This is a genomic window from Kiloniella sp. (assembly GCF_965205715.1).
Lineage (GTDB): Bacteria > Pseudomonadota > Alphaproteobacteria > Kiloniellales > Kiloniellaceae > Kiloniella.
The window spans coordinates 26,984-49,663 of record NZ_CBDBHW010000014.1 but is presented as its reverse complement, the minus strand read 5'-3'; the positions used below and the strand labels follow the sequence as shown (position 1 = coordinate 49,663).

The 22,680-nt window shown below is 44.3% G+C and carries 24 protein-coding genes; 11 read left to right on the top strand and 13 right to left on the bottom strand.

The genetic code is table 11. From position 1 onward, the window contains the following. Positions 1–37: 37 nt before the first annotated feature. Positions 38–1,270, bottom strand: coding sequence for an ISL3 family transposase (locus ACOGW3_RS17050; RefSeq protein ID WP_419901797.1), 1,233 nt, complete (start codon positions 1,268–1,270; stop codon positions 38–40). Between ACOGW3_RS17050 and ACOGW3_RS17045 the strand changes: the two genes are divergently transcribed. Further along, positions 1,257–1,391 (top strand): hypothetical protein, encoded by a 135-nt coding sequence (locus ACOGW3_RS17045; protein WP_419904111.1) that lies wholly within the window; start codon positions 1,257–1,259, stop codon positions 1,389–1,391. The genes ACOGW3_RS17050 and ACOGW3_RS17045 overlap by 14 nt on opposite strands. Before the next feature lie 6 nt (positions 1,392–1,397). Here the strand turns inward: ACOGW3_RS17045 and ACOGW3_RS17040 are convergent, their stop codons facing one another. Beyond that, positions 1,398–2,630 carry an ISL3 family transposase gene (locus ACOGW3_RS17040; RefSeq protein ID WP_419901077.1) on the bottom strand — a complete coding sequence of 411 codons (1,233 nt, stop codon included), beginning with the start codon at positions 2,628–2,630 and terminating at the stop codon, positions 1,398–1,400. Between ACOGW3_RS17040 and ACOGW3_RS17035 the strand changes: the two genes are divergently transcribed. From ACOGW3_RS17035 to ACOGW3_RS17025, 3 genes are all read left to right on the top strand, one after another. Further along, positions 2,617–2,784, top strand: coding sequence for a hypothetical protein (locus ACOGW3_RS17035; RefSeq protein WP_419904110.1), 168 nt, complete (start codon positions 2,617–2,619; stop codon positions 2,782–2,784). The two genes, ACOGW3_RS17040 and ACOGW3_RS17035, sit on opposite strands and share 14 nt — an antisense overlap. Positions 2,785–3,218: 434 nt before the next feature. Beyond that, positions 3,219–4,172: a HAMP domain-containing protein gene (locus ACOGW3_RS17030; RefSeq protein ID WP_419904109.1), complete on the top strand. Its 954-nt coding sequence runs from the start codon at positions 3,219–3,221 to the stop codon at positions 4,170–4,172. 167 nt (positions 4,173–4,339) lie between these two features. Continuing rightward, positions 4,340–5,212, top strand: coding sequence for a methyl-accepting chemotaxis protein (locus ACOGW3_RS17025; RefSeq protein ID WP_419904108.1), 873 nt, complete (start codon positions 4,340–4,342; stop codon positions 5,210–5,212). Between the two features lie 87 nt (positions 5,213–5,299). Here the strand turns inward: ACOGW3_RS17025 and ACOGW3_RS17020 are convergent, their stop codons facing one another. The 3 genes from ACOGW3_RS17020 to ACOGW3_RS17010 form a co-directional block, all read right to left on the bottom strand. Continuing rightward, positions 5,300–6,862: an alkaline phosphatase family protein gene (locus ACOGW3_RS17020; RefSeq protein ID WP_419904107.1), complete on the bottom strand. Its 1,563-nt coding sequence runs from the start codon at positions 6,860–6,862 to the stop codon at positions 5,300–5,302. A 200-nt stretch (positions 6,863–7,062) separates the two neighbouring features. After that, on the bottom strand, positions 7,063–8,016 hold the full coding sequence (locus ACOGW3_RS17015; protein ID WP_419904106.1) for a nucleoside hydrolase: 954 nt from the start codon (positions 8,014–8,016) through the stop codon (positions 7,063–7,065). A 1-nt stretch (position 8,017) separates the two neighbouring features. Then, positions 8,018–8,932 (bottom strand): ribokinase, encoded by a 915-nt coding sequence (locus tag ACOGW3_RS17010; RefSeq protein WP_419904105.1) that lies wholly within the window; start codon positions 8,930–8,932, stop codon positions 8,018–8,020. A 404-nt stretch (positions 8,933–9,336) separates the two neighbouring features. Here ACOGW3_RS17010 and hppD point away from each other — a divergent pair, with 404 nt between their 5' ends. Together hppD and ACOGW3_RS17000 are read left to right on the top strand one after the other, a co-directional pair. Continuing rightward, the gene (gene hppD, locus ACOGW3_RS17005) at positions 9,337–10,443 is read left to right on the top strand and encodes a 4-hydroxyphenylpyruvate dioxygenase (RefSeq protein WP_419904104.1); all 1,107 of its coding nucleotides are present in this window, start codon (positions 9,337–9,339) and stop codon (positions 10,441–10,443) included. Between the two features lie 228 nt (positions 10,444–10,671). Continuing rightward, the gene (locus tag ACOGW3_RS17000; RefSeq protein WP_419904103.1) at positions 10,672–11,271 is read left to right on the top strand and encodes a 2-hydroxychromene-2-carboxylate isomerase; all 600 of its coding nucleotides are present in this window, start codon (positions 10,672–10,674) and stop codon (positions 11,269–11,271) included. A 73-nt stretch (positions 11,272–11,344) separates the two neighbouring features. Here the strand turns inward: ACOGW3_RS17000 and tnpA (ACOGW3_RS16995) are convergent, their stop codons facing one another. The 7 genes from tnpA (ACOGW3_RS16995) to ACOGW3_RS16965 form a co-directional block, all read right to left on the bottom strand. After that, positions 11,345–11,779, bottom strand: a complete 435-nt coding sequence (gene tnpA, locus ACOGW3_RS16995) for an IS200/IS605 family transposase (protein WP_419901154.1) — start codon at positions 11,777–11,779, stop codon at positions 11,345–11,347. Positions 11,780–11,997: 218 nt separating this feature from the next. After that, positions 11,998–12,648 (bottom strand): maleylacetoacetate isomerase, encoded by a 651-nt coding sequence (gene maiA, locus ACOGW3_RS16990; protein ID WP_419904102.1) that lies wholly within the window; start codon positions 12,646–12,648, stop codon positions 11,998–12,000. Between the two features lie 5 nt (positions 12,649–12,653). Further along, the gene (locus tag ACOGW3_RS16985; RefSeq protein ID WP_419904101.1) at positions 12,654–13,142 is read right to left on the bottom strand and encodes a MarR family winged helix-turn-helix transcriptional regulator; all 489 of its coding nucleotides are present in this window, start codon (positions 13,140–13,142) and stop codon (positions 12,654–12,656) included. A gap of 68 nt (positions 13,143–13,210) precedes the next feature. Continuing rightward, entirely contained in the window at positions 13,211–14,515 is a 1,305-nt protein-coding gene (locus ACOGW3_RS16980) for a TRAP transporter large permease (protein ID WP_419904100.1), read from the bottom strand. A 12-nt stretch (positions 14,516–14,527) separates the two neighbouring features. Continuing rightward, a complete protein-coding gene (locus tag ACOGW3_RS16975; protein ID WP_419904099.1) occupies positions 14,528–15,046 on the bottom strand; it encodes a TRAP transporter small permease in 519 nt (172 codons plus the stop codon). Positions 15,047–15,127: 81 nt separating this feature from the next. After that, a complete protein-coding gene (gene tnpA, locus ACOGW3_RS16970; RefSeq protein ID WP_419901154.1) occupies positions 15,128–15,562 on the bottom strand; it encodes an IS200/IS605 family transposase in 435 nt (144 codons plus the stop codon). 180 nt (positions 15,563–15,742) lie between these two features. Next, complete coding sequence (locus tag ACOGW3_RS16965) at positions 15,743–16,759, bottom strand: TRAP transporter substrate-binding protein (RefSeq protein WP_419904098.1); 1,017 nt, start codon at positions 16,757–16,759, stop codon at positions 15,743–15,745. 387 nt (positions 16,760–17,146) lie between these two features. Here ACOGW3_RS16965 and ACOGW3_RS16960 point away from each other — a divergent pair, with 387 nt between their 5' ends. From ACOGW3_RS16960 to ACOGW3_RS16945, 4 genes are read left to right on the top strand one after another with little or no spacing between them, the layout of a single operon-like run. Continuing rightward, positions 17,147–17,683, top strand: a complete 537-nt coding sequence (locus ACOGW3_RS16960; protein WP_419904097.1) for a VOC family protein — start codon at positions 17,147–17,149, stop codon at positions 17,681–17,683. Positions 17,684–17,698: 15 nt separating this feature from the next. Beyond that, complete coding sequence (locus ACOGW3_RS16955; RefSeq protein WP_419904096.1) at positions 17,699–18,718, top strand: fumarylacetoacetate hydrolase family protein; 1,020 nt, start codon at positions 17,699–17,701, stop codon at positions 18,716–18,718. Between the two features lie 28 nt (positions 18,719–18,746). After that, positions 18,747–20,363, top strand: a complete 1,617-nt coding sequence (locus tag ACOGW3_RS16950) for an FAD-dependent oxidoreductase (protein WP_419904095.1) — start codon at positions 18,747–18,749, stop codon at positions 20,361–20,363. A 13-nt stretch (positions 20,364–20,376) separates the two neighbouring features. Next, the gene (locus ACOGW3_RS16945) at positions 20,377–20,574 is read left to right on the top strand and encodes a DUF2783 domain-containing protein (protein ID WP_419904094.1); all 198 of its coding nucleotides are present in this window, start codon (positions 20,377–20,379) and stop codon (positions 20,572–20,574) included. A 55-nt stretch (positions 20,575–20,629) separates the two neighbouring features. Here ACOGW3_RS16945 and ACOGW3_RS16940 read toward each other — a convergent pair whose 3' ends face one another. After that, positions 20,630–21,583 (bottom strand): MBL fold metallo-hydrolase, encoded by a 954-nt coding sequence (locus ACOGW3_RS16940; protein ID WP_419904093.1) that lies wholly within the window; start codon positions 21,581–21,583, stop codon positions 20,630–20,632. 253 nt (positions 21,584–21,836) lie between these two features. On the opposite strand from ACOGW3_RS16940, the gene ACOGW3_RS16935 reads away from it, so the two are divergent. Continuing rightward, entirely contained in the window at positions 21,837–22,664 is an 828-nt protein-coding gene (locus ACOGW3_RS16935) for a class I SAM-dependent methyltransferase (protein ID WP_419904092.1), read from the top strand. Positions 22,665–22,680 lie beyond the last annotated feature (16 nt).

Below are 22,680 nucleotides of genomic sequence, written 5' to 3'. Positions count from 1 at the left end.
ATAATTAATTGGCACTTCTCCGCTTTGTTGAGTAGATTTAGGATTTCAAATAGAGCATAGATTGATTATCTGGAATGGATGATTGTCTAATTTTGAGTTTGAAGTATTCGGTATCCTTGATGCCTCTGGCTCGCTTACGGATCATTCCTATACTGACATTACCAGCCTCTATCCTGGCGCTTGTGAGCTTGTGTTTGGCGTAGTTGCAGATGCCCACACAATGTTTCCGTAGGGATTTCGCGAACTTTTTTAGATAGAGCATCTGTGACTGATCTGCTATCAGGCACCAACGTTCCAGTTGCTCCGCCATCGCCTCAAATGAAGCGGCACTCCACAGCAGCTGAAGCTGTTCTTTCAAGACGTAAAGTGCATTCAGGTTGCTATTGCTCTCCAGCAACCTTTGCAGCTTGTCACTTTGTTTTTCACTCAACTTATCCGCATTTTTGAGCAACAGATAATGCGTCCCTTTCATCAACTCTTTACCACTTGGATCGGCCTTTCTGAACTCAAGTCGACGCTGATTATGGATAGCTTTGCTGTAGTTTTTCATGACGTGGAAACGGTCAAATACTATGTCGGCCAACGGCAAGGACTCTCTGACAGCCTTTTGGTAGGCAGGCCCCATATCCATCGCTACGGCCTTTATTTTGCAGGCTGTATCTGGTTGCAGTTGTTTCAAAAACCTTGAAAAAACCTCGGCAGTTCGGCCTGCTTCAACCCAGATCAGATGACCGCCAACCATATCGTAGACCACCGTCATGTAGTCATGACCTTTCGCCCGGGCAACTTCATCTACACCAATATATTCCAAGCCAGTTAGATCTGCAGGATCAAGCGTAGGGAGAGTTTCAATAAGGTATGCCCTGTCGATATTCTTGACCGTTTCCCATCGTATATCCAAATGTCTGGAAACCGCTTGAATAGACATATGCCGACATAATCCACTGATCAGTCGGCAAAATCGGTGAGTGAAACGGCACCCTTTATCAACAAAATCACACCCCTCAATGCGGCGTTCGCCCTTGTTAATATAAACCTGCGCCAGCTCAATCTCGACCACACAAGGATACCCAAAAAGGGGGATGTCGTTTACTTGTCGGCGGACATGCTGGTTGATGCTTCCCTTCTGGCCTGTAGCAGGGTCTATAGCCCTCCTACGCGCGTCTCGGCTGCAGTGAATGACAATCTTAACACCGCCGTCATCCAGTTTAATTTCATTTACACGTTGCCCTTTGAGGCCTAAAATATGCTGCGAGATGTTGATTGTCATATACCTGCTCTATGTAAAGTTATCAGAAACCATACATATCAACAGGTTACTTGGCGGTCGGCATCTTTTTCTACTCAACAAAGCGGAGAAGAGCCAAAAAGGCACTTCTCCGCTTTGTTGAGTAGATTTAGGATTTCAAATAGAGCATAGATTGATTATCTGGAATGGATGATTGTCTAATTTTGAGTTTGAAGTATTCGGTATCCTTGATGCCTCTGGCTCGCTTACGGATCATTCCTATACTGACATTACCAGCCTCTATCCTGGCGCTTGTGAGCTTGTGTTTGGCGTAGTTGCAGATGCCCACACAATGTTTCCGTAGGGATTTCGCGAACTTTTTTAGATAGAGCATCTGTGACTGATCTGCTATCAGGCACCAACGTTCCAGTTGCTCCGCCATCGCCTCAAATGAAGCGGCACTCCACAGCAGCTGAAGCTGTTCTTTCAAGACGTAAAGTGCATTCAGGTTGCTATTGCTCTCCAGCAACCTTTGCAGCTTGTCACTTTGTTTTTCACTCAACTTATCCGCATTTTTGAGCAACAGATAATGTGTCCCTTTCATCAACTCTTTACCACTTGGATCGGCCTTTCTGAACTCAAGTCGACGCTGATTATGGATAGCTTTGCTGTAGTTTTTCATGACGTGGAAACGGTCAAATACTATGTCGGCCAACGGCAAGGACTCTCTGACAGCCTTTTGGTAGGCAGGCCCCATATCCATCGCTACGGCCTTTATTTTGCAGGCTGTATCTGGTTGCAGTTGTTTCAAAAACCTTGAAAAAACCTCGGCAGTTCGGCCTGCTTCAACCCAGATCAGATGACCGCCAACCATATCGTAGACCACCGTCATGTAGTCATGACCTTTCGCCCGGGCAACTTCATCTACACCAATATATTCCAAGCCAGTTAGCTCTGCAGGATCAAGCGTAGGGAGAGTTTCAATAAGGTATGCCCTGTCGATATTCTTGACCGTTTCCCATCGTATATCCAAATGTCTGGAAACCGCTTGAATAGACATATGCCGACATAATCCACTGATCAGTCGGCAAAATCGGTGAGTGAAACGGCACCCTTTATCAACAAAATCACACCCCTCAATGCGGCGTTCGCCCTTGTTAATATAAACCTGCGCCAGCTCAATCTCGACCACACAAGGATACCCAAAAAGGGGGATGTCGTTTACTTGTCGGCGGACATGCTGGTTGATGCTTCCCTTCTGGCCTGTAGCAGGGTCTATAGCCCTCCTACGCGCGTCTCGGCTGCAGTGAATGACAATCTTAACACCGCCGTCATCCAGTTTAATTTCATTTACACGTTGCCCTTTGAGGCCTAAAATATGCTGCGAGATGTTGATTGTCATATACCTGCTCTATGTAAAGTTATCAGAAACCATACATATCAACAGGTTACTTGGCGGTCGGCATCTTTTTCTACTCAACAAAGCGGAGAAGAGCCAATTAATTTTACTAATTTTCATTTTCAAAGAGCTCTTTAGGGAAATTATTAGGGCTTAAACGACCTTAAAATAGAAATGAACTTAAGAAATCATGCCTCAAGGTTGCGTTTGAGTAATAAACCCGTCTTATAACGACATTTATTTACTTTATAGCAACACTTGTATGAACAAATTTGCATGTGAAGAAAATAATTTCGGTACGTTAACAAATTTAGGAATATCGCCATGCTTGGGTCGGGGGACCACCAAAAGACAACTATCTGGACTTTGCGAAAGATTCTACTCTTAATTGGGTTGTTAGCATCAGTTGCAATTGTCGCCGCCCAGTTCTGGTCTTTTGAAAAGTACAAAAACTTTTCCTTAGACACACTTAACAAGGAAAGTACCAACCAATTTCAGTTGATGGTACTGGAGCGCCTTCGTCAAAAATATGAACCCAAATTGCTTACCTTGGGGTCTGACTGGGCTCGATATAAATTCCTAGTTTCAGCTATGAAGGCTAAAAAGCCTGATGAAATTGCAACGTTTGATAAATGGTATCGGGACAACAAAGAAGTTCAAACCGGGGAAATTGTTCTTATTTCGACGCATTTTTATACCCCCGATATGGACCTTATAACTTCTTCACAAAAAGGAAGTATCACTGATAACGCAACAATACTTGAAGAACTAAAGGTCAGGGATAAAAAAGCAAAAAGAAAACCAATTAGTTATATCTGGGCTGATCAAAATGGTCGACCGGTTCATTCTACGATTTTTCCCATTGGTGGTTTTAAAGTTGCGGGATTTGTTGAACTGGTTACAAACCCTATGCACTATTTAGAGGGTATCAGCGAAACTCTCGGTGCTGATATTACAATTTATGACCCTTCTAATAGTGAAACAGGTTTTGCTTTTTCGGAAAAAAGGCCTGAGATCGTTTCTGAGCAAACAACAGCCAGTGAAGAAGTCGCTACAGACACCAATTCTGAATCAGCACCCGAAGCTAATGAACCAGCACAGACACAAATACCGACGGTAGAGCAAAACGATGGCCTTAGACTTGAGGGATCTACCGCATATATTACAGCAAGCCTTATCGGTAGTCAGGATATGTTGTGGGCCCGGGCGACCCTGGTGCGGGATGTTAGTGACTTCGCAGATGGTTCTGAACAGCTCACCCAAGATGCCATCAAGGTACTTGCGGGGGTTTTTCTAACAACCTGGCTCCTCGCATTTTTAATGTTAAGGTTTGCTGTTTTTGGAAAACTTAAAGCCTTTGCAAAAGCGATGACGTCAATCAGTGAAGGCGAAGTAGATATTGCCCCTCCTGTTGTCGGTCCCGATGAATTCAGAACAATGGCAGCTGCTCTTGATCAACTGAGTAATAGTGTGGCACGGGTTTTTCAACTCCAAAACATGGTTGAAACCAGCCCTGTATCAACAGTGATGAAAATGCCGAATTAGATATTACTGGGGGAAATGGTAACTTTTTCGAACTCGAACAAGATGATTTTATCTCCCTTACTTCCCCTGAAAACCTGCCGAGCACACGGTTGGTAACATTTCATGATAAAATGCTGGAAGTATCTGCTTCAGCTGTTGTTGGAAACTCCGGTGAATTTACTGCCTGTATGTTGACGTGGCAAAATGTAACCGACCGGGAAAACAACAGAGAAGCTGCGGGTGAACTAATTAACAACGTGCGTCGGGTTGCTGACAGGGTTAGTGAATTATCCCAAAATGTTGAAGAGACCTCAACATCGCTTAACAGCCAATCTCAAACTGTTACCGAGCAAGCTCAAAATACACAAGAGCTTGCCCAAGGTGGATATGATTCTGCGCAGGGTGTCACTCAAACAACCGAAACGATGTCAACGGATATCAGAACAATTAATACTGAATCTGATCACGCCAGAACGACCTCTAACGAGGCATTAAACCAACTGGCTAAAGCATCAGAAACGGTACATCAATTACGTAATTCGAGTGATAGCATTAGTAAAATCAATGAGATGATTACCACAATTACCAACCAGAACAAAATTTTGGCTATGAATGCCACGATTGAGGCTGCACGCGCAGGAGAAGCTGGTCGAGGTTTTGGTGTTGTGGCGTCAGAGGTTAAAGCCCTGGCTGAACAAACAGCCTCTGCAACGGATCAAGTCGCTGCTATGATCAAAGAATTACAAATCCATGCCCAGGCGACAACCGATACGATGGAATCTATTGATGTCGTCATGCAGCAAGTTGGCAACACCCAGAATAAAATATCAGATTCTATTAACGAACAGGACCGTGCTGCTGGAGCCATCGCTCAAAACATTGAAAGTATGGCCCAAGGATCTCGTCAAATCGTTGATCTGGTTAACGATGTACACAGGCAATCGATTGATACTGGAAGCTCAGCGCAAAGCCTTTTAGGTACTTCCAAGGAATTGGCTGAAGAAGCTACCAAACTCAATGAGCGCTTAACCGAGTATCAAATGCATCTCGATCAAACATGATTACACTCCAATAGTTATCTGGTTGTGGTTTGCTCATTTAAAAGGCCCTGTCCTCTTCATAGAAGGCAGGGCCTTTTCTCTTTGGGACTATATACGAAGATAATCTCTCTCTATTAGTCCCGCAGGCGTTATCTTCATGTGGCTCATTCGCCTTGAAGCATAGTTTTGGCGCCAACTCAGCATCTTTTGTGTGTAAGCTAAAACGGTCGCTTGGTAAGCAATATCGGCGGCAAGGTTTGTGTTTTCTTCCGGGTCTGCTTTTAAATCAAACAGCAATGGAGGTAGGGTTGTAAAGTGTACATACTTGAAATCATCATCTCGAATAATCGTCATGACGCATTGATCACTGGTGAGATCAAATTTCTCTTCTGCTGAAAAATTCTCTAAATCTCTAAAATCGAATTCCCAGTGTACTTCGTTGCGCCATCTTTCTGGTATTTTCCCTTCCAGAAATGGACGAAGAGAATGCCCATCACACTGCATAGGGACTTGCTGATCCATGAGATCTAAAATGGTCGGCATAATATCGATAGCTTCACTGAAGTGTGTATCGACTGTTTGGCCCCGAGAAGTATCGGCCTCGTTTCTTGGATCCCGGATAATAAGGGGGATATGACTGCTTTCATCAAAATATCCCAGCTTACCCCACAACCAGTGGTCCCCTAATTGTTCTGCATGGTCAGAGGTAAAGATAATAAGCGTTTTATCGTATTGTTCTGTATCTTTGAGTGTCTGAATAACCCTACCAAGTTGATCATCCACCTCTGAGATCAGTCCATAGTAGGCAGCCCGCATTTGCTTGATTTCATGGTCGGGTAAGTCCCTGACATTGTTGTCATGCCCCATGTAGGCCCCATTATCGGCCATTTTATCCAAGGCATAGTCGAGGTAGGGATGTTGGCCCTTTTCAACATCGACATTGTCAGCGCGATGAGGCATTGCAATATCATTAGGGTCGTACATTTTATTATAGGGTTCTGGCGCAAATAAAGGAGGGTGAGGCCTTAAAAATACACCGTGTAGAAACCAGGGCTCTCTATGGATGGTGATATAATTGATAAGCTTGTCGGCGATAAAAGCCGTATCACTGCTATCTTTATCGTATTGGGGAGCGGCATAACTGGATCCCCTCTCCTCTGCCCCTGGATAGCCTTTCTGTCCCAGAGTAATATCAAACTGGTTATCGGGAAGCTTATAGCCTTTTGCCTCTAACTCTCCGAACCAATCCACGGCCATTTCTTCACTGACAAGAGATCCCACCCGGAAACCGGGCATAACCCCACAATAGGTCTTTAAATCCGGGTCATTGAGATCTCGACCTCGAGGATCCACAGGTGTATCTGTGTAACCGTACAGTGTTGGCTCATATCCTTTCTTTCTGGCTTCGAGGGCAATGTTTGTAAAGGAGCTGTCCAGGGGAGTTCCATTCGACACATGGCGATGGTTCATGGCGTACATCGATGTCAGAAGAGAGGTTCTGGAAGGACCACAAGGAAGGCATTGGGTATAGTGTTTACGAAAAGCCAAACCATCCGTCGCTAACTGGTCAAGGTTAGGTGTTTGTACCATGTGTCCTGCAGATGAAAGGCATTCAGCCCGCCACTGATCGACGCTTATCAACAGAATATTTTTAATCTCGTTATTACTCATACTTTTCACCTGAGCCTAATGGGGCGAATATCTAATTGAAAACCTTATCGTTATTTAACGTTAATATCGGGGTTAAAGTATAGATCCACTCTAAGCTTATTTTCCGATCCACCGTGCTAATTGGTGTTGATGTTAATTGGCATAAAAATGGCCCCATGAAGGGGCCATTTATAAAGTCATTATATCCAGTAGGAGTTATATCAATCTGCATATTTTGCGATGGTTCCCAGGACTTCTTCTTTGACCTCGTTACCTTTGATTTGCATAAGTATTTTATGGTTGCGACAACCGTCCCATTCCGTGGAGGGGCCAGGATGACCAACAGGCTTTATAAGAGTTTGCCCGATGGCTGGCCCTTCGCAGCTAACCCGTACGGATGCTTCGATAGAGGTGAAAAGATCAGGATTTACATAATAGGCTGTTGCACAAGGATCATGGAAGTAACAGCCATCGATGCCAAATGCTCCGTTGTAGAACTTAAAATAAAGATCTGCCGCATCAAGAAGGAAACCGCCAATCCGTGGAACTTTATGAGCCAAAGCTTCAGCTTCTTTTCTGCTTAAAATAACCTGATGGGTAACATCAAGGCCAGCCATAACCATGGGCCAATCAGCGCGAAAAACAATGTCCGCTGCATGCGGGTCATTAAAAATGTTGGCTTCGGCAACAGCTGAAATATTTCCATATTCCTTGGCAGTACCGCCCATAATGATCACCTGTTTGACCAAGGGGGCAATGCTGGGATCCATACGGAAGGCCATCGCAAGGTTCGTTAGGGGGCCAACTGCAATGATCGTTACTTCACCCGGTTGTTTTCGTACAGAATCAATAATGAACTGTGGGGCAAAGGTATTCTCGATGGAGCCTTTTGGTTCAGGAAGATTGATATCGCCAAACCCATCTGCTCCGTGAATAAAATCAGGGAAGCCTTTATGTGGGGCAACCATGGGACCTGAAGCGCCCATAAATACGGGTATATCCTGTCCAGCCATCTCAGCAAGGATTTTGGCATTTTTGGCCGCGATCTCAACGGGCACATTACCAAAAACGGTGGTCATCCCAATTAAGTTGATTTCTGGATGATAGAGAGCGTGATGAATAGCAAAGGCATCATCAATACCAGGGTCTGTATCAAATATAACGGGGTTTTTCATTTTATGCCTCACTCATGTCGTTCAAAAACGTATCTACTTCCTGCGAGGTTGGTATTGCTATTGATGCCCCTGCTTTGGTTACAGCAAGTGCTGATGCCGCACTTGCTCTTCTCATTGCCGCCCCCAAGTCCATTCCGTTCGCAATTGAAGAAAGGATATACCCAACAAAGGTATCCCCTGCCCCTGTTGTGTCCACTGCTTCTACTTTAAAGGCAGGAACTTCAATTGTTTCTCCCTGGTGAAAACAAATTGCCCCTTTGGTGCCACGTGTGACGATGACCAGCGGGCAAAGAGATGAAAGTTTACTCTGATCTCCATCTAGTCTGGCTTCGGCTAATTCGGCAGCTTCAATATCGTTTACAATAAGTAGGTCGATAACATCATAAGGAAGATCTTTAGCTTTCAAATCAAACGGAGCGGGATTAACAGCGATTTTTGCTCCACGGGATTTTGCCAAAGATATCATTTCTCCCAGGTTGGGCATTTCATTTTGGAACAGTACCCAGCTGTCAGCCTCAATCTCATCGAAACGTGCTTTTAAATCATTTAAGCCAAGCGCTTCATTGGCACCGGGGAATAGAAGGATGCAATTTTCAGCATTATCGTCAACCTGGATCAAAGCATGCCCAGTGGGTATTTCCATAACTGAAATTGACTCAGTACCAACACCTGAATTTGCCATTTCCGGCAAAATCCATTCATGGTCCACGCCGATGGCGCCAACATGTTGAACAGTTTCTCCCGCTCGGGATAAGGCTATTGATTGATTTGCGCCCTTTCCGCCAAGAACTTTTTGGTAGGAAACAGTTTGAAGTGTTTCTCCTGGTTTAACGAAATATGGGACCTGATAGACATGATCAACATTTATAGAACCGACATTTGTAATAAGCTTTTTCTGCACGGTTTTCTTTCTCAAAATATATAAATTCGAATTAAATTATCATACACAGCCCTTAACCCGGGAAACAATAATTTTTCTTGATGGTAAATCTTTTTACAGATCATTTTAATGTTTCAACTTCGTCCCTCTTTTTCTTGACTTTTTCAATGAGCAATAATATAATTTCAAATGAAACTAATATATTTAAACTATTAATTACGGAGGCCAACCAGATGTTAAATTGTCACCTTGCTGGAATACCTCCTGAATTATCATTACGCCCTTATATTATGGACCGAAAATTAAAGGTATTAGCCCCTTTTATAATTTTGACTATCGGTCAAGTTCTCGCCAATGAAACCAGAGGGCTCTCAAGAGGATCTCCTTCGTAAGACTTTCAATAAAATTCCAAAATTGAAGATTACTAAGGACACAATAATATGACTGCGACAGCAAATATCGCCTCTGAAAACAACGATCTCTATGAAAATCCTATGGGCCTTAACGGTTTTGAGTTCGTGGAATTTGCGGCACCAGATCCACAAGTTTTGGTAGATCTGTTTACGACATTGGGTTTTGAGTTGGTGGCTAAGCACCGTTCAAAAGATGTCGACCTATATCGTCAGGGCAGCACAAACTTTATTATCAACAAAGAAAAAGGCAGCCCTGCTTCATATTTTGCAGAAGAACACGGTCCCTCACCCTGTGGCATGGCTTTCAGAGTTGCCAATTCTCATCAAGCTTATAACCGTGCTCTGGAGCTCGGCGCTCAACCGATGGATATTCCTTGTGGTCCCATGGAGCTCAAACTCCCAGCGATCAAAGGTATTGGAGGGGCTCCGATCTATCTGATTGACCGATATGAAGATGGGGCAAGTATTTACGATATTGATTTTGAGTTTCTGACAGGCGTTGATCCACACCCAAAGGGCTATGGTCTCGATGTTATCGATCACCTAACCCACAATGTTTATCGCGGCCGTATGGAATACTGGGCAGATTTTTACGAGAAATTCTTTAACTTCAGAGAACTCAGGTTTTTTGATATCAAGGGTGAGTATACAGGTTTGACCTCAAAAGCCATGTCCGCTCCAGATGGTAAAATCCGCATTCCATTGAACGAAGAGTCTTCTGCTGGCAAAGGACAAATTGAAGAATATCTTATGAAATTCAATGGTGAAGGCATTCAACACATCGCCCTCACGACCCCTGATATCTACAAGACAATTTCCGATATGCGTGCCAACGGCGTTGAGTTTATGGACGCGCCCCCTGCAACTTATTACGAAATGCTGGATGAACGCCTTCCCGGTCACGGTGAAAGTGCTAATGATCTTAAAAAACTGGGTATCCTTCTCGATGGTGGCACCGCAGAAGGCGATCCTCGCCTACTACTGCAGATCTTCACTAAATGTGTGATTGGGCCCGCTTTTATCGAAATCATCCAACGTAAAGGAGATGACGGTTTTGGTGAAGGTAACTTTAAAGCGTTGTTCGAATCAATTGAACGAGACCAAGTTAATCGCGGTGTTTTAAAAACCGACTAGGGTATTGATAAAATCTTGACCTTACAAAAGCGGCGTTGAATTATTTTCAGCGCCGTTTTTTGGTGAACTAATCTTTTCTCAACACCAATCCCAAGCAACTTAAATGGCTAGCACAGCTCCAAACATACGTGCTTAATCCATAGTTTCTCATTGACTTGCAGTGCGAGGAATTAGACCATAAGTCCATAATTTTGCTCAATGATCGATGATTTAAAGCTGGAGATTTACATGAAATCGATTGATTTTTGGTTCTCTATTGGCAGCACTTATAGTTATCTCAGTGTTATGCGGTTAGCGAATTTGAAAAAAGACACAGGTGTCTCGTTCAATTGGCGCCCCTTCAGTGTGCGCGCCATTATGATGGAAATGGACAACATACCTTTTGCTGAAAAACCGATTAAAACACGTTATATGTGGCGGGATATCGAGCGGAAATGCCAGATATATGACCTGGATGCTACCCTCCCTGCTCCCTATCCGCTAGAGGAGTTTGATCTCGCCAATCGGGTTGCTATCGTCGGCTCGAAGGAAGGGTGGTGCAGAGACTATGTGACGAGCACCTACAAAAAATGGTTTCAGCAGAGCCAGCCTGCAGGAAGTGAGCCGAACCTTACAGAGAGCTTGCATGAGATTGGGCAAGACCCCGGCAGGGTGATAGAATTGGCCAATTCTCCTGTGATGGAAACCGCTTACTTAGCCGCAACCGATGAAGCACGGTCCCTCGGCATTTTTGGCTCCCCTACTTTTGTTGTTGGTAAGGAGTTGTTCTGGGGTGATGATCGCTTAGAAGATGCGATATCATGGTATAAAACTGGTAGCCAAAGTTAAATGACCCCCGGCAAAGCCGGGGGCTTAAGCGGGTGAGCCCCTTAAAGGGGCAAATTGGGAACCGCTAAAGCGGTTATGGATTGAATATATCCATTTGGTCAAAGTACTTATCACGCTCTTCTTGCGTTCTGATATACTCCCTCACCATCTGTTCATCGAGCCCTACAGTTGAGACGAAATATCCACGGGCCCAAAAATTTTCACCCTTGAAATTCCGTGCTTTATTTTTGAATTTTCGAGCTATGGCAATCGCGCTTTTTCCTTTTAGGTATCCAACGACTTTTGAAACAGCATGTTTGGGCGGTATGCTGATACACATGTGAATGTGATCCGGCATCAAATGGCCCTCCTCAATCTTACTTTCGCGATGCCCGGCCAGTTCATGGAAAATTTCACCAAGATACTGACGTAGGTTGCCATAGATAACTTTTTGCCTGCGTTTAGGGATGAAAACCACGTGGTATTTACAATCCCATCTCGTATGTGCAAGGCTTTTGTAATCTCTCATCGGCTAATTCCTTTGTTATTTTGGTCAATAAACAAAGAAATGTAAGACCGTGGGAACGGTCAAACCATTGAGAGTCCCCCGGCATAGCCGGGGGTTTACCGGATTAAATTAGGCGTAAAACAAATGGATCGCGTACACCTATTTTCAATGTCCCTAATCTTAGACTGACACAGAAAATGTTATGGGCGGGCCATTAATCCGTTAAACCTAGATCAATACTACAACTCAGCATCGTTTTGGTTTTCGGGCCGGGCTTTGTCAAATGCCGGCAGTGATAAGCAGTTTTGTTCAATACGCAGTATATTCGGGAACTTTTCAAGAGGTATGGAAAATCGGTTGGCGTTGTATATTTGAGGTATTAAGCAGCAATCTGCCAGGCCAGGTTTATCACCAAAGCAAAATTTACCTGTATATTCGCTATCACTTAGTATTTTCTCAAAAGCGGCAAAGCCTTCGATTATCCAGTGTTGGTACCATTGGGATTTTTGACCCTGATTAATCCCGAGGTCTCCGGTCAAATACTTTAGGATGCGAAGATTATTTACCGGGTGAATATCACTCGCGATTATCTGTGATAGCATTCTGACATGGGCGCGTTCAATTGCCGAAGCCGGCATAAGGGCTGGCACAGGCTGTAGCTCGTCAAGATACTCCATTATAGCCATAGATTGTGTGATTATCTGGCCACTTTTCAGTTCAAGGGTTGGAACCAACTTTTGCGGGTTAAGTTTTTTGTATTCAGGGGTTAAGTGTTCCCCTCCGGCCTTAACCAAATGAACAGGCGCATCTGAGTAATCAATACCCTTTAGGTTCAAGGCTATACGAACCCGGTAAGCCGCTGTTGATCGCCAGTAAGTATAAAGTTTCATAGGACCTAAATATCCTCTACTAATTTATCCGCTCCAAAGCACTTTTCGGCATTACTAAGTACCCGTGACATCAAGCCTTCAAGTGTTGCCTTTTCCTCTGGATTGAGCCCTTCTAATATTTCAGCTTCACGCTTTAGCACCAAAGGTACGAGTTCTTCGAGGACTCTGCCTCCCTCTTCTGTTAAGAGAAGATTGACCTTGCGCTTATCAACACTATCCACACGACGTTCGATAAAGTCCCTATTGAGAAGCCCTTTTATGGCGCGACTGACTTGGACTTTGTCCAGGCTCGAGTATTCAACGACTTCACTGGCTGATAGGGGCTGTTTATTGCCCAAAACCACCATGACCCGCCATTGATAAACGGTCAGGCCATGGGTCTTTGTGTAGACCTCAGCTACAGACTGGCTCACAGCACGATAAAAAACCCTGACCTGGTAGGGGAAAAATTCCTGGAGATCGAAAGATTTGGTATCGTTTTTATGTTCTGACATTTTTGCCTTCTAAACGTTAGTTTTTTATTTGTTGTTATCAATTGTACCCCATACCCACAAATAACCCCTTAATCCATTAATAACGCGGGAAGCCAGAGAGATAATGCTGGGAACAAAATGAGTAAGGCTAATCGTGCTACATCGGCGCAGAGAAAGGATACTACCCCCCTGCTGATCGTTTGTAGCTTTAAGCCGGGAGTTCCTGCCATGATGATAAAGAGGTTCATCCCAACAGGTGGTGTAATCAAGCCAACCTCAACAACTGAAACCATTATCACCCCAAACCAGATGGGATCAAATCCCAGAGACGTTATCAGTGGGTAAATGAAAGGCAGCGTTAGGAGGATCATGGAAAGGGCATCCATGAAACAACCGAGCACAATATAGAAAAAAACCAGAAGTATGAGGATCACATATGGATCCCAACCGAGCTCTCCTACGTAAGCCACGAGTGACTGCGGCAGACCTGTGGTTTCAACAAAGTAGTTAAAGACGGCTGTCCCGATCAGGATAAGAAAGATCATACCTGTTGTATTGGCAGTTTCACCAAGGCAGTCCAGAAACGTTTTGAGGTTTAGTTGTCGCTTAAATAGGGCAAGTAAGAACGCGCCTATTGCGCCAATTGCGGCTGCCTCTGTTGGAGAGAACCAGCCAGCATAAATACCGCCAATAACCACACCGAATAGAGCCATTACGGGCCATACATTCAACATGGCCATTACACGACCAGACCAGTCAACTTGTTCATCCGCTGGCCCCTGTTCAGGATTGCGTGACGTCTTTATTCTAATCGCAATCATATAGAGTATAGTGGCGAGTAATCCGGGAATGAGGGCTGCGGCAAACAAGCGGCCGATAGATTGCTCGGTGAGTATGGCGTAGATGACCATAATCACACTCGGCGGAATAAGAACGCCAAGTGTCCCCCCTGCTGCAATCGTCGCACTGGCAAGGCCATCATCATAGTTTCGACGCCGCATCTCTGGCATTGCCACTCGACACATCGTTGCTGCTGTTGCCAGGGATGAACCACATATCGCCCCAAAAGCTGCGCAGGCACCAACCGTCGCCATGGCTAAACCGCCTTTATAATGACCTATAAAGGCGTGAGCCGCATCGTATAGAGCACGTGATAACCCTGCTTTGGCAGAGAAGACACCCATGAGAATAAAGAGCGGTATTACAGATAGAGAATAAGGAAAAATTGATTCGAACGGGACAGAACCCATAATAAAGGCAACGGAATCATAACCATTGATCGCCAGTCCACCAATGGCGCCAACCATTCCCATGGCGATTGCTATTGGTACACGTATCGCTATCAGGCCAAAAAGAGCGGCGAAGGCTGCGAAACCTATCATGGATGAAGACATATAAAGTTCCGCCTATGTTTTTTGAGACGGGATAGTCGGCCCGCCAGACAAAATTATTGGTAATTGTTCTGCTGCGATAAAGATCGTGACCACAGCAGACAATGCGGAACCAAGTAATACGGGTGCCCAGTAATAAATCATTGGAATACCCAGAGTGATGGAGATATCGCCGTATTCATTTTGCATCTGCGCTTGTGTATTCCCAAACCAGGCAATGGCGAGCATAAAACAAAAGCCAAGGAGTGTTGCCAAGAGTTGACTTAGTGCTGCTACTCGGGGTGTCATCATGTCAGATATGATCGACACCGAAACATGGCTTTTTGTCATAAAGGCGTAAGGTATTGAAAGGTAAGCTGCTGAGACAATCATCAACTGAATTAGGTCAATAGTGCCGTAGATACCTTCGTTATCAACTTTACGTAAAACCACATCTATTGTTGTTGTTACCATCGCGGCTAACAAGAAGAGTATTCCGAGCCAGGCAACATATTTGGTTATGTTTGATAGTAGCTTTTTCACCAGTTCGATCATCAAGTTAAATGACCCCCGGCAAAGCCGGGGGCTTAAGCGGGTGAGCCCCTTAAAGGGGCAAATTGGGAACCGCTAAAGCGGTTATGGATTGAATATATCCATTTGGTCAAAGTACTTATCACGCTCTTCTTGCGTTCTGATATACTCCCTCACCATCTGTTCATCGAGCCCTACAGTTGAGACGAAATATCCACGGGCCCAAAAATTTTCACCCTTGAAATTCCGTGCTTTATTTTTGAATTTTCGAGCTATGGCAATCGCGCTTTTTCCTTTTAGGTATCCAACGACTTTTGAAACAGCATGTTTGGGCGGTATGCTGATACACATGTGAATGTGATCCGGCATCAAATGGCCCTCCTCAATCTTACTTTCGCGATGCCCGGCCAGTTCATGGAAAATTTCACCAAGATACTGACGTAGGTTGCCATAGATAACTTTTTGCCTGCGTTTAGGGATGAAAACCACGTGGTATTTACAATCCCATCTCGTATGTGCAAGGCTTTTGTAATCTCTCATCGGCTAATTCCTTTGTTATTTTGGTCAATAAACAAAGAAATGTAAGACCGTGGGAACGGTCAAACCATTGAGAGTCCCCCGGCATAGCCGGGGGTTTACCGGATTAAATTATCACATTCTGTAGATGAAGTTACCCGGCACCTGAGCGAGTAAAGATCAGGTGCCAAAGTGAACTGTGTCTTATTGGTCGTACTTTGCGATGGCTTTTACAGCGGCATCATAGATCTCACGGGCATTGGTGACGCCCTTTTCTTCAAGACCTTTGAGGTAACCGTCTGTCGTCGGTATCAAAGCTGTGCGCCATTGTTCGCGCTGGGTATCATCTAGAGTAACAATTGGGTTACCTTTTTTCTTGATATCTTCGATACCTGGTTTGTCCCAGCTATTCCACCATGGGCCAAATTTTGCGACCAAGCTTTCCCCTGACATATCGTCAATAACGGCACGAACATCTGCGGGTAAGGAATTGTATTTCTTTTCGTTTATAACAAAATAAAAGCTTGTAGTATAAGCCTTTGCGTCCAAGTGGTAATCTAAAACCTCAGAAAGTTTAAAGCCATGAACCGCTTCGTATGGGAATACGTTACCGTCAATGACCCCCTTTTGTAAGTTCTCATATACCTGGGTTGGTGGTAGCCCAACTGGGGTGGCTCCGAGTTGTTTTAGCATCATCGATATGGCTGCACTTGGGGCTCTCAAACGCAAGCCTTTAAGATCTTCCATTGATTTGACTTGTGTGCCCCGGGTGTGAATAAGGCCAGGGTTGTGAGCATGCAGAGCGAGTACCTTTAGGCCAGCGTATTCCTTGGCTAGGTAATCTGGGTAGAGATCCCACAAAGCCCGCGAAGCGGTATCTGATGATTTAGTTAGAAATGGCAAATCCATAATAAGGGTACGCGGCAATCGGCCCCGAGGAAAACCAGTTAACCCATGAGAGATGTCAACGACCCCTGCTTTGACCTGATCGTATTGTTTTGCCACATGTCCAAAAGCCGAGCCTGCAGGAAAAATGGTTACTTTTACCTGACCGTTAGTTCGTTCTTCCAACTCTTTTGCCCAGGGTTCTAAAAACTCTTTTTGGGTCGGGTGCGAAGATGGTAGAAAATGACTGAGTTTTAGTTCAATTGTTTCTGCTAAGGTGGGATTAAATACAGCGCTTATTGCAAGCACGGCCGTGGCAAACAGAGTACGTTTCATTGATATAACCTTCCTGCTCGGGGTGTTAAATTGCCCTTTTAACTTTTGGATCTTGTTATTTGAGAGATCTCTTTAATTTATTTTATCAATATAGTTTCATATGAAACAAATGTACATATATTTATTATCTCGCTTATATATATGGGGTAACTACCCAAAATATAACGATAATAATTTATTTCTGTTTCGGGGATATCCTAACCATTTTTAGTTTGGATCTTTAAAATATTCATTTTGGCTTGCATTAGTTTCATTTGTAACTAATAATATTTGAGAGTTAAAAAATAAGCAAGATCACTCAAGAGACCGAATATGTTTGCGATAATATACCTTTGAATTTTTGCCAGGTTAAATTGTCAAACGTCTCCTTAAAATAAGAGGTCAGATATGAAAATCGAACAGATACATCACGTGGCTTATCGGTGTAAGGATGCCAAAGAAACAGTTGAATGGTATGGAAAGTATCTCAACATGGATTTCATTCTTGCCATTGCCGAGAATGAAGTTCCTTCGACCAAAGCCCCTGACCCCTATATGCATATTTTTCTGGATGCCGGGAAAGGCAGTATTTTAGCCTTTTTTGAAATCCCGAATTCTCCGCCAATGGGACGTGATGTCAATACGCCTGTGTGGGTCCAGCATTTGGCGTTAAGTGTTGCGACTATGGATGACATGATGTCTGTGAAAGACAAACTGGAAGCCGATGGAATTGATGTCCTTGGGCCTACAGATCATACCTTGTTCCAGTCGATCTACTTCTTCGATCCAAGCGGACATCGGATCGAGCTTGCGGTTAATACCGCGACGCCTGATATGAGCAAAAAGCTGGATACGGTTAAGTGGGAAATGCTTGAAGAGTGGTCCAAAACCAAAAAAGCACCTAACCATGCGGATTGGATGCACAAAAAAGAACTCTCATCATAAGTTACGGTTAAAACAATGAAATTAGCGACCTATAAAAACGGATCACGCGATGGCAAACTCGTCATTGTCAGTAGAGATTTATCTCGGTGTGTGACAGTTGCCTCTATTGCGCCAACGCTTCAATTCGCCTTGGATAATTGGTCTGAAACATCTCCTAAGCTTGAAGACGTTTACAGTTCTTTGAACGAAGGTGGCGTAGATGGAGCTTTTGAGTTTGAGCAGACCCTTTGTATGTCTCCCCTGCCAAGATCGTACCAGTGGGCAGATGGTTCGGCCTATGTAAATCATGTTGAATTGGTTCGTAAGGCACGAGGTGCTGAACTTCCCGAGAGTTTCTGGACAGACCCTTTAATGTATCAAGGCGGTTCTGACAGTTTCATTGGGCCGCGAGACGATATTCCCTTGGGATCTGAAAGCTGGGGAATTGACTTCGAGGCAGAGATTGCCGTCATTACTGATGATATGCCTATGGGTGCCAGTCCAGAACAGGCCGCGGGTCATATCAAGCTTTTGATGCTGGTTAATGATGTATCTTTACGTGGATTGATTCCGGGTGAATTGGCCAAAGGATTTGGCTTTTTCCAATCAAAACCTTCCAGTGCCTTTTCCCCTGTAGCGATCACTCCTGATGAGCTCGGAAGCGATTGGAACGAGGGCAAAGTACACCTCCCTCTTCTTTCGACTTTGAACGGAGAATTGTTTGGAAAACCTGAAGCGGGTATCGATATGACTTTCGATTTTCCGACCATCGTTTCCCATGCAGCCAAAACACGACCTCTTGGCGCAGGAGCCATTGTGGGATCGGGAACGGTTTCCAACAAACTCGATGGAGGACCTGGCAAACATGTATCTGAAGGTGGGGTGGGTTATTCCTGTATTGCCGAAGTTCGCATGATTGAGACGATCAGCAGTGGTTCACCTCAAACGTCCTTTATGAAGTTTGGAGATCAAATTTCTATTGAGATGAATGATAAGAATGGAGCTTCCATTTTCGGCCGAATTGATCAGAAAATAGTTGAATACAAAGGTGCCTAGTATCTAAACGTACTTTAGTGGGGGAAGTATGCTGCAATCCTATGACTATCCTACGTTTGAATATATTCAATCCGAGGAACAAAAGAACGGAACTGTTACAAGACATAAAGTCGTTGTCATAGGGGGAGGCCCTGTTGGATTAACAGCTGCCCTGGATCTCGCGGTTCAGGGAATTCCTGTTGTCTTATTGGATGATAATAATACTGTTAGTGTTGGGTCTAGGGCCGTTTGTTATGCCAAGCGGCCTCTTGAAATATGGGATCGCCTTGGCTGTGCAGGTCGCATGGTCGATAAAGGCGTCCTCTGGCAAATAGGCAAGGTGTATCGTGACGAAGAGCTTGCCTATCAATTTGATCTTCTCCCGGAAGAGCACCACAAAACCCCGGCATTTATCAATCTTCAGCAGTATTACCTCGAACAATACCTGGTGGATCGTTGCCAGGAATTTCCCGATCTTATTGATCTGCGATGGAAAACGAAGGTAACCGACCTCAAAAACAAAGATGGTTATGTCGAGTTAACTGCCGAAACGCCGGATGGTTGTTATGATCTCGAGGCCGATTGGGTTGTCGCCTGTGACGGAGCGAGTTCTGATACCCGGACAAAGCTTGGACTGGATTTTGAAGGGCAGTTCTTTCAAGATCGCTTTTTAATTGCCGATGTAGTTATGAAAGCAGATTTTCCTGCTGAACGCTGGTTTTGGTTTGATCCTCCTTTCCATCGCGGGCAATCGGTCCTGTTACATATGCAGCCAGAAAATGTTTGGCGTATTGATTTTCAGCTGGGATGGGATTGTGACCCGGAGGAAGAAAAGAAACTGGAAAACGTTATCCCCCGTCTCAAAGCTATGCTTGGCGAAGGCACTGAGTTTGAGCTGGAATGGGTATCTGTTTATCAGTTTGCCTGTCGCAGGATGGATAACTTTCGTGCTGGGAGGATATTTTTTGCCGGTGATAGTGCGCACCAGGTCTCTCCTTTTGGTGCTCGAGGGGCAAATACCGGGGTGCAGGATGTTGATAACCTCGCATGGAAGCTAAAGTTGGTTATCGAGGGTAACGCCTCAGATAGTCTTTTGGATAGCTATTGTGATGAACGCATATTTGCAGCCGATGACAATTTAAAGAACTCAACCCGTTCTACTGACTTTATCTCGCCAAAAAGCAAAGTAAGTACCGCCTTTCGGGATGCGACACTGGATTTGGCAAAAACTTACGAGTTTGCAAGACCTCTTGTCAATTCAGGGCGTCTATCCACGCCGACCCCTTATGTAAACAGTGGTTTGAATACACCCGATGTCGATGTCTTTTCGGGATCAATGGCTCCGGGGACAAACTGTGCGGATGCGCCAATCTTAGAGAATGGAGCAGAAGGCTGGTTACTTAATAAACTTGGGGGCAGATTTGTTGTTTTGGTCTTTGGTAATCAGGCCGATAATCAACATTTTATAGAGCAGGAGTTCTCCTGTGACATTATTCGTATCGGCAAAGATATCGAAGACCCTAAAGGGATTTTGACAAAAAGATACGACGCTAAGCCCGGAACGACCTACCTGATCCGACCTGATCAATATATTGCTGCGAGGTGGCGTGAATTTGATCCCAGTGCGATCAACGATGCACTCCTACGCGCAACCTGCCAAAGATAATACGAGCGATAGCATGTCATTAAATTCAAACCCAAATATCAATCGACCGGATGATTTTTATCAGGAACTGATCGATACCCATCGGGACTTAAGCGAAGATCAAAGCCTTGCCGTAAATGCCAAACTGATATTGTTATTGGCCAACCACATTGGCGATACTGACGTGTTAAGTGAAGCGATGATGATCGCTAAAGAAGAAGTATCTAAATAACTTTAATAATTAAAGGGCTGTAATCTAATCGTTACAGCCCCTTCTGGATTGAAATTTACCCCTCGTTTAAAGCACCCCACATTTCACGGTCGCGTTCTGCTGTCCATATTGTCGGACGAACCTGTCCTTTGGCTTCATCATAGGCACGGGCGACGTCAAAAGGCATACAGTGTTCATAGATGACCCAGTGGCCATATTTAGGGGCCATGGTTTCCCGGCATTTGTTAAATAAGGTTTGTAAGTCCCAGCCCTTCGCGACGGCTTCTTGCGCATTGCTATAGAGATCTGTGATGAAAGCTCTGGTCTGGGTAATAGCTTCTGCACATTGGGCGGCAGACTGCAAAGCATCACCACGACCTGGAACCAATTTGCTTGGCTTTAGTGCCGTCAATTTCTCTAGTGTGGCTGGCCATTCTGCGAGATGGGCGTCGCCTGTATAGGGAGTAGCACCGTATTCCACGAGATCCCCCGCATAGAGGATTTTCTCTTCCGGAAGCCAGGCAATGGTATCACCCTGGGTGTGGCCTTTTCCGACATGCATGATTTCAACCTTACGGTTACCAAGATCAACGGTGAGTTTCTCGTCAAACACAATCGTCGGCCAAGTGAGACCTGGAATGGTTTCGTGTCCTTGAAATAATCTAGGGAACCGTCCAAATTCTGAATCCCAATCCTGCTGACCACGCTCTTCAATCATTTCGAGGGTTAAGCGGCTAGATATAATGTTTTCTGGATCAAAAGCAGCGGCACCAAGGACACGGACAGCATGATAGTGACTGAGCAAAGCAAACTTGATGGGTTTGTCAGTGATTTCGCGTATTTTACGTAAAACATCCCCTGCCATAAAGGGAGTTGCCTGCGTATCTATGACCATGACACCTTCATCGCCAATGATCACTCCTGTGTTGGGATCTCCTTCGGCAGTATAAGCGTAAGCCCCCTCTCCCAATTTTGTAAAAGATACGTTCTTCTCACCGAGATCACCTGTTGACGCAAAGCTTTCAGCCATGTCCATTATTCTCCTGATTTTATATGTTGAGAATTATACCGATGATTGTTTCAAATGAAACCAATTTTATTCAGAATAATATTTTGCTGACGAACTGATGAAAATTTTTGATATAAAGATCACCCTTGTTGAAAATTACAATTTGCCTAAGTCATCAATTACAAATAGCTTTTATGGTATGAAAACAACGTAAACTAGGTTTCTATGAACACCCTTAAATAGATTTATGTATATATCTAAAAATGGAAGTTAGATGAAACTTAAGCCTGCCCTTATGGGGTTAAAAACAATTCTTGGCCTCAAGAAATTAGGTTACTTTATCCCTTACAGATATGCCGCGACCTCTGTTGATAATAGAAAAGTTTATCTTCCTATCAAAGTTACTATGGATAAACACGTTGGTAACTTTGAAAAACATATCCATGAGATAGAAAAATATCGAGATGACCTGTTAAATATTAACGGCGGGGACCTTGAAAAAGCCGGGTGGCAACAGGATTGGTACCCGCGGCTTGATGCTGCCACAGCTTATACAATGGTACGCAGATTTAAACCAAAACGAATTCTTGAAATTGGGTCCGGCCATTCAACACGCTTTATGTACCGTGCTGTGGTCGATAGAGATTTAAATACCGAGATCACTGCAATTGATCCCGCGCCTCGGGCTTCAATTTCAGCTCTTCCGGTTAAGATATATCAAACAATTTTACAAGATGTTGAACTTGAGCTTTTTGATACCCTTAAACCAGGCGACTTTCTCTGTATAGATTCAAGCCATATCTTGATGCCGGGAACTGATGTCGATATTGTTCTTAATCATATCTTGGGTGGGCTACCTTCAGGAGTAATCGTTTTTTTTCATGATATTTTCCTGCCCTATCCATATCCCGATTCATGGAAGTGGCGGGGCTATAACGAACAAAATGCGATAAGCGCCCTTCTTCAAGGGGGGTATGAACCGCTCTTTGCAAGTCAATACGCTTTGAAAAATATGTCAGAGCAGCTTAAGGAAAGCGTTATTAATGAACTTCCCTTAATCGATAACGCGCCTGAAAGTGGATTGTGGTTGAGAAAGAACTGAATAAGTTAGGCTCTTC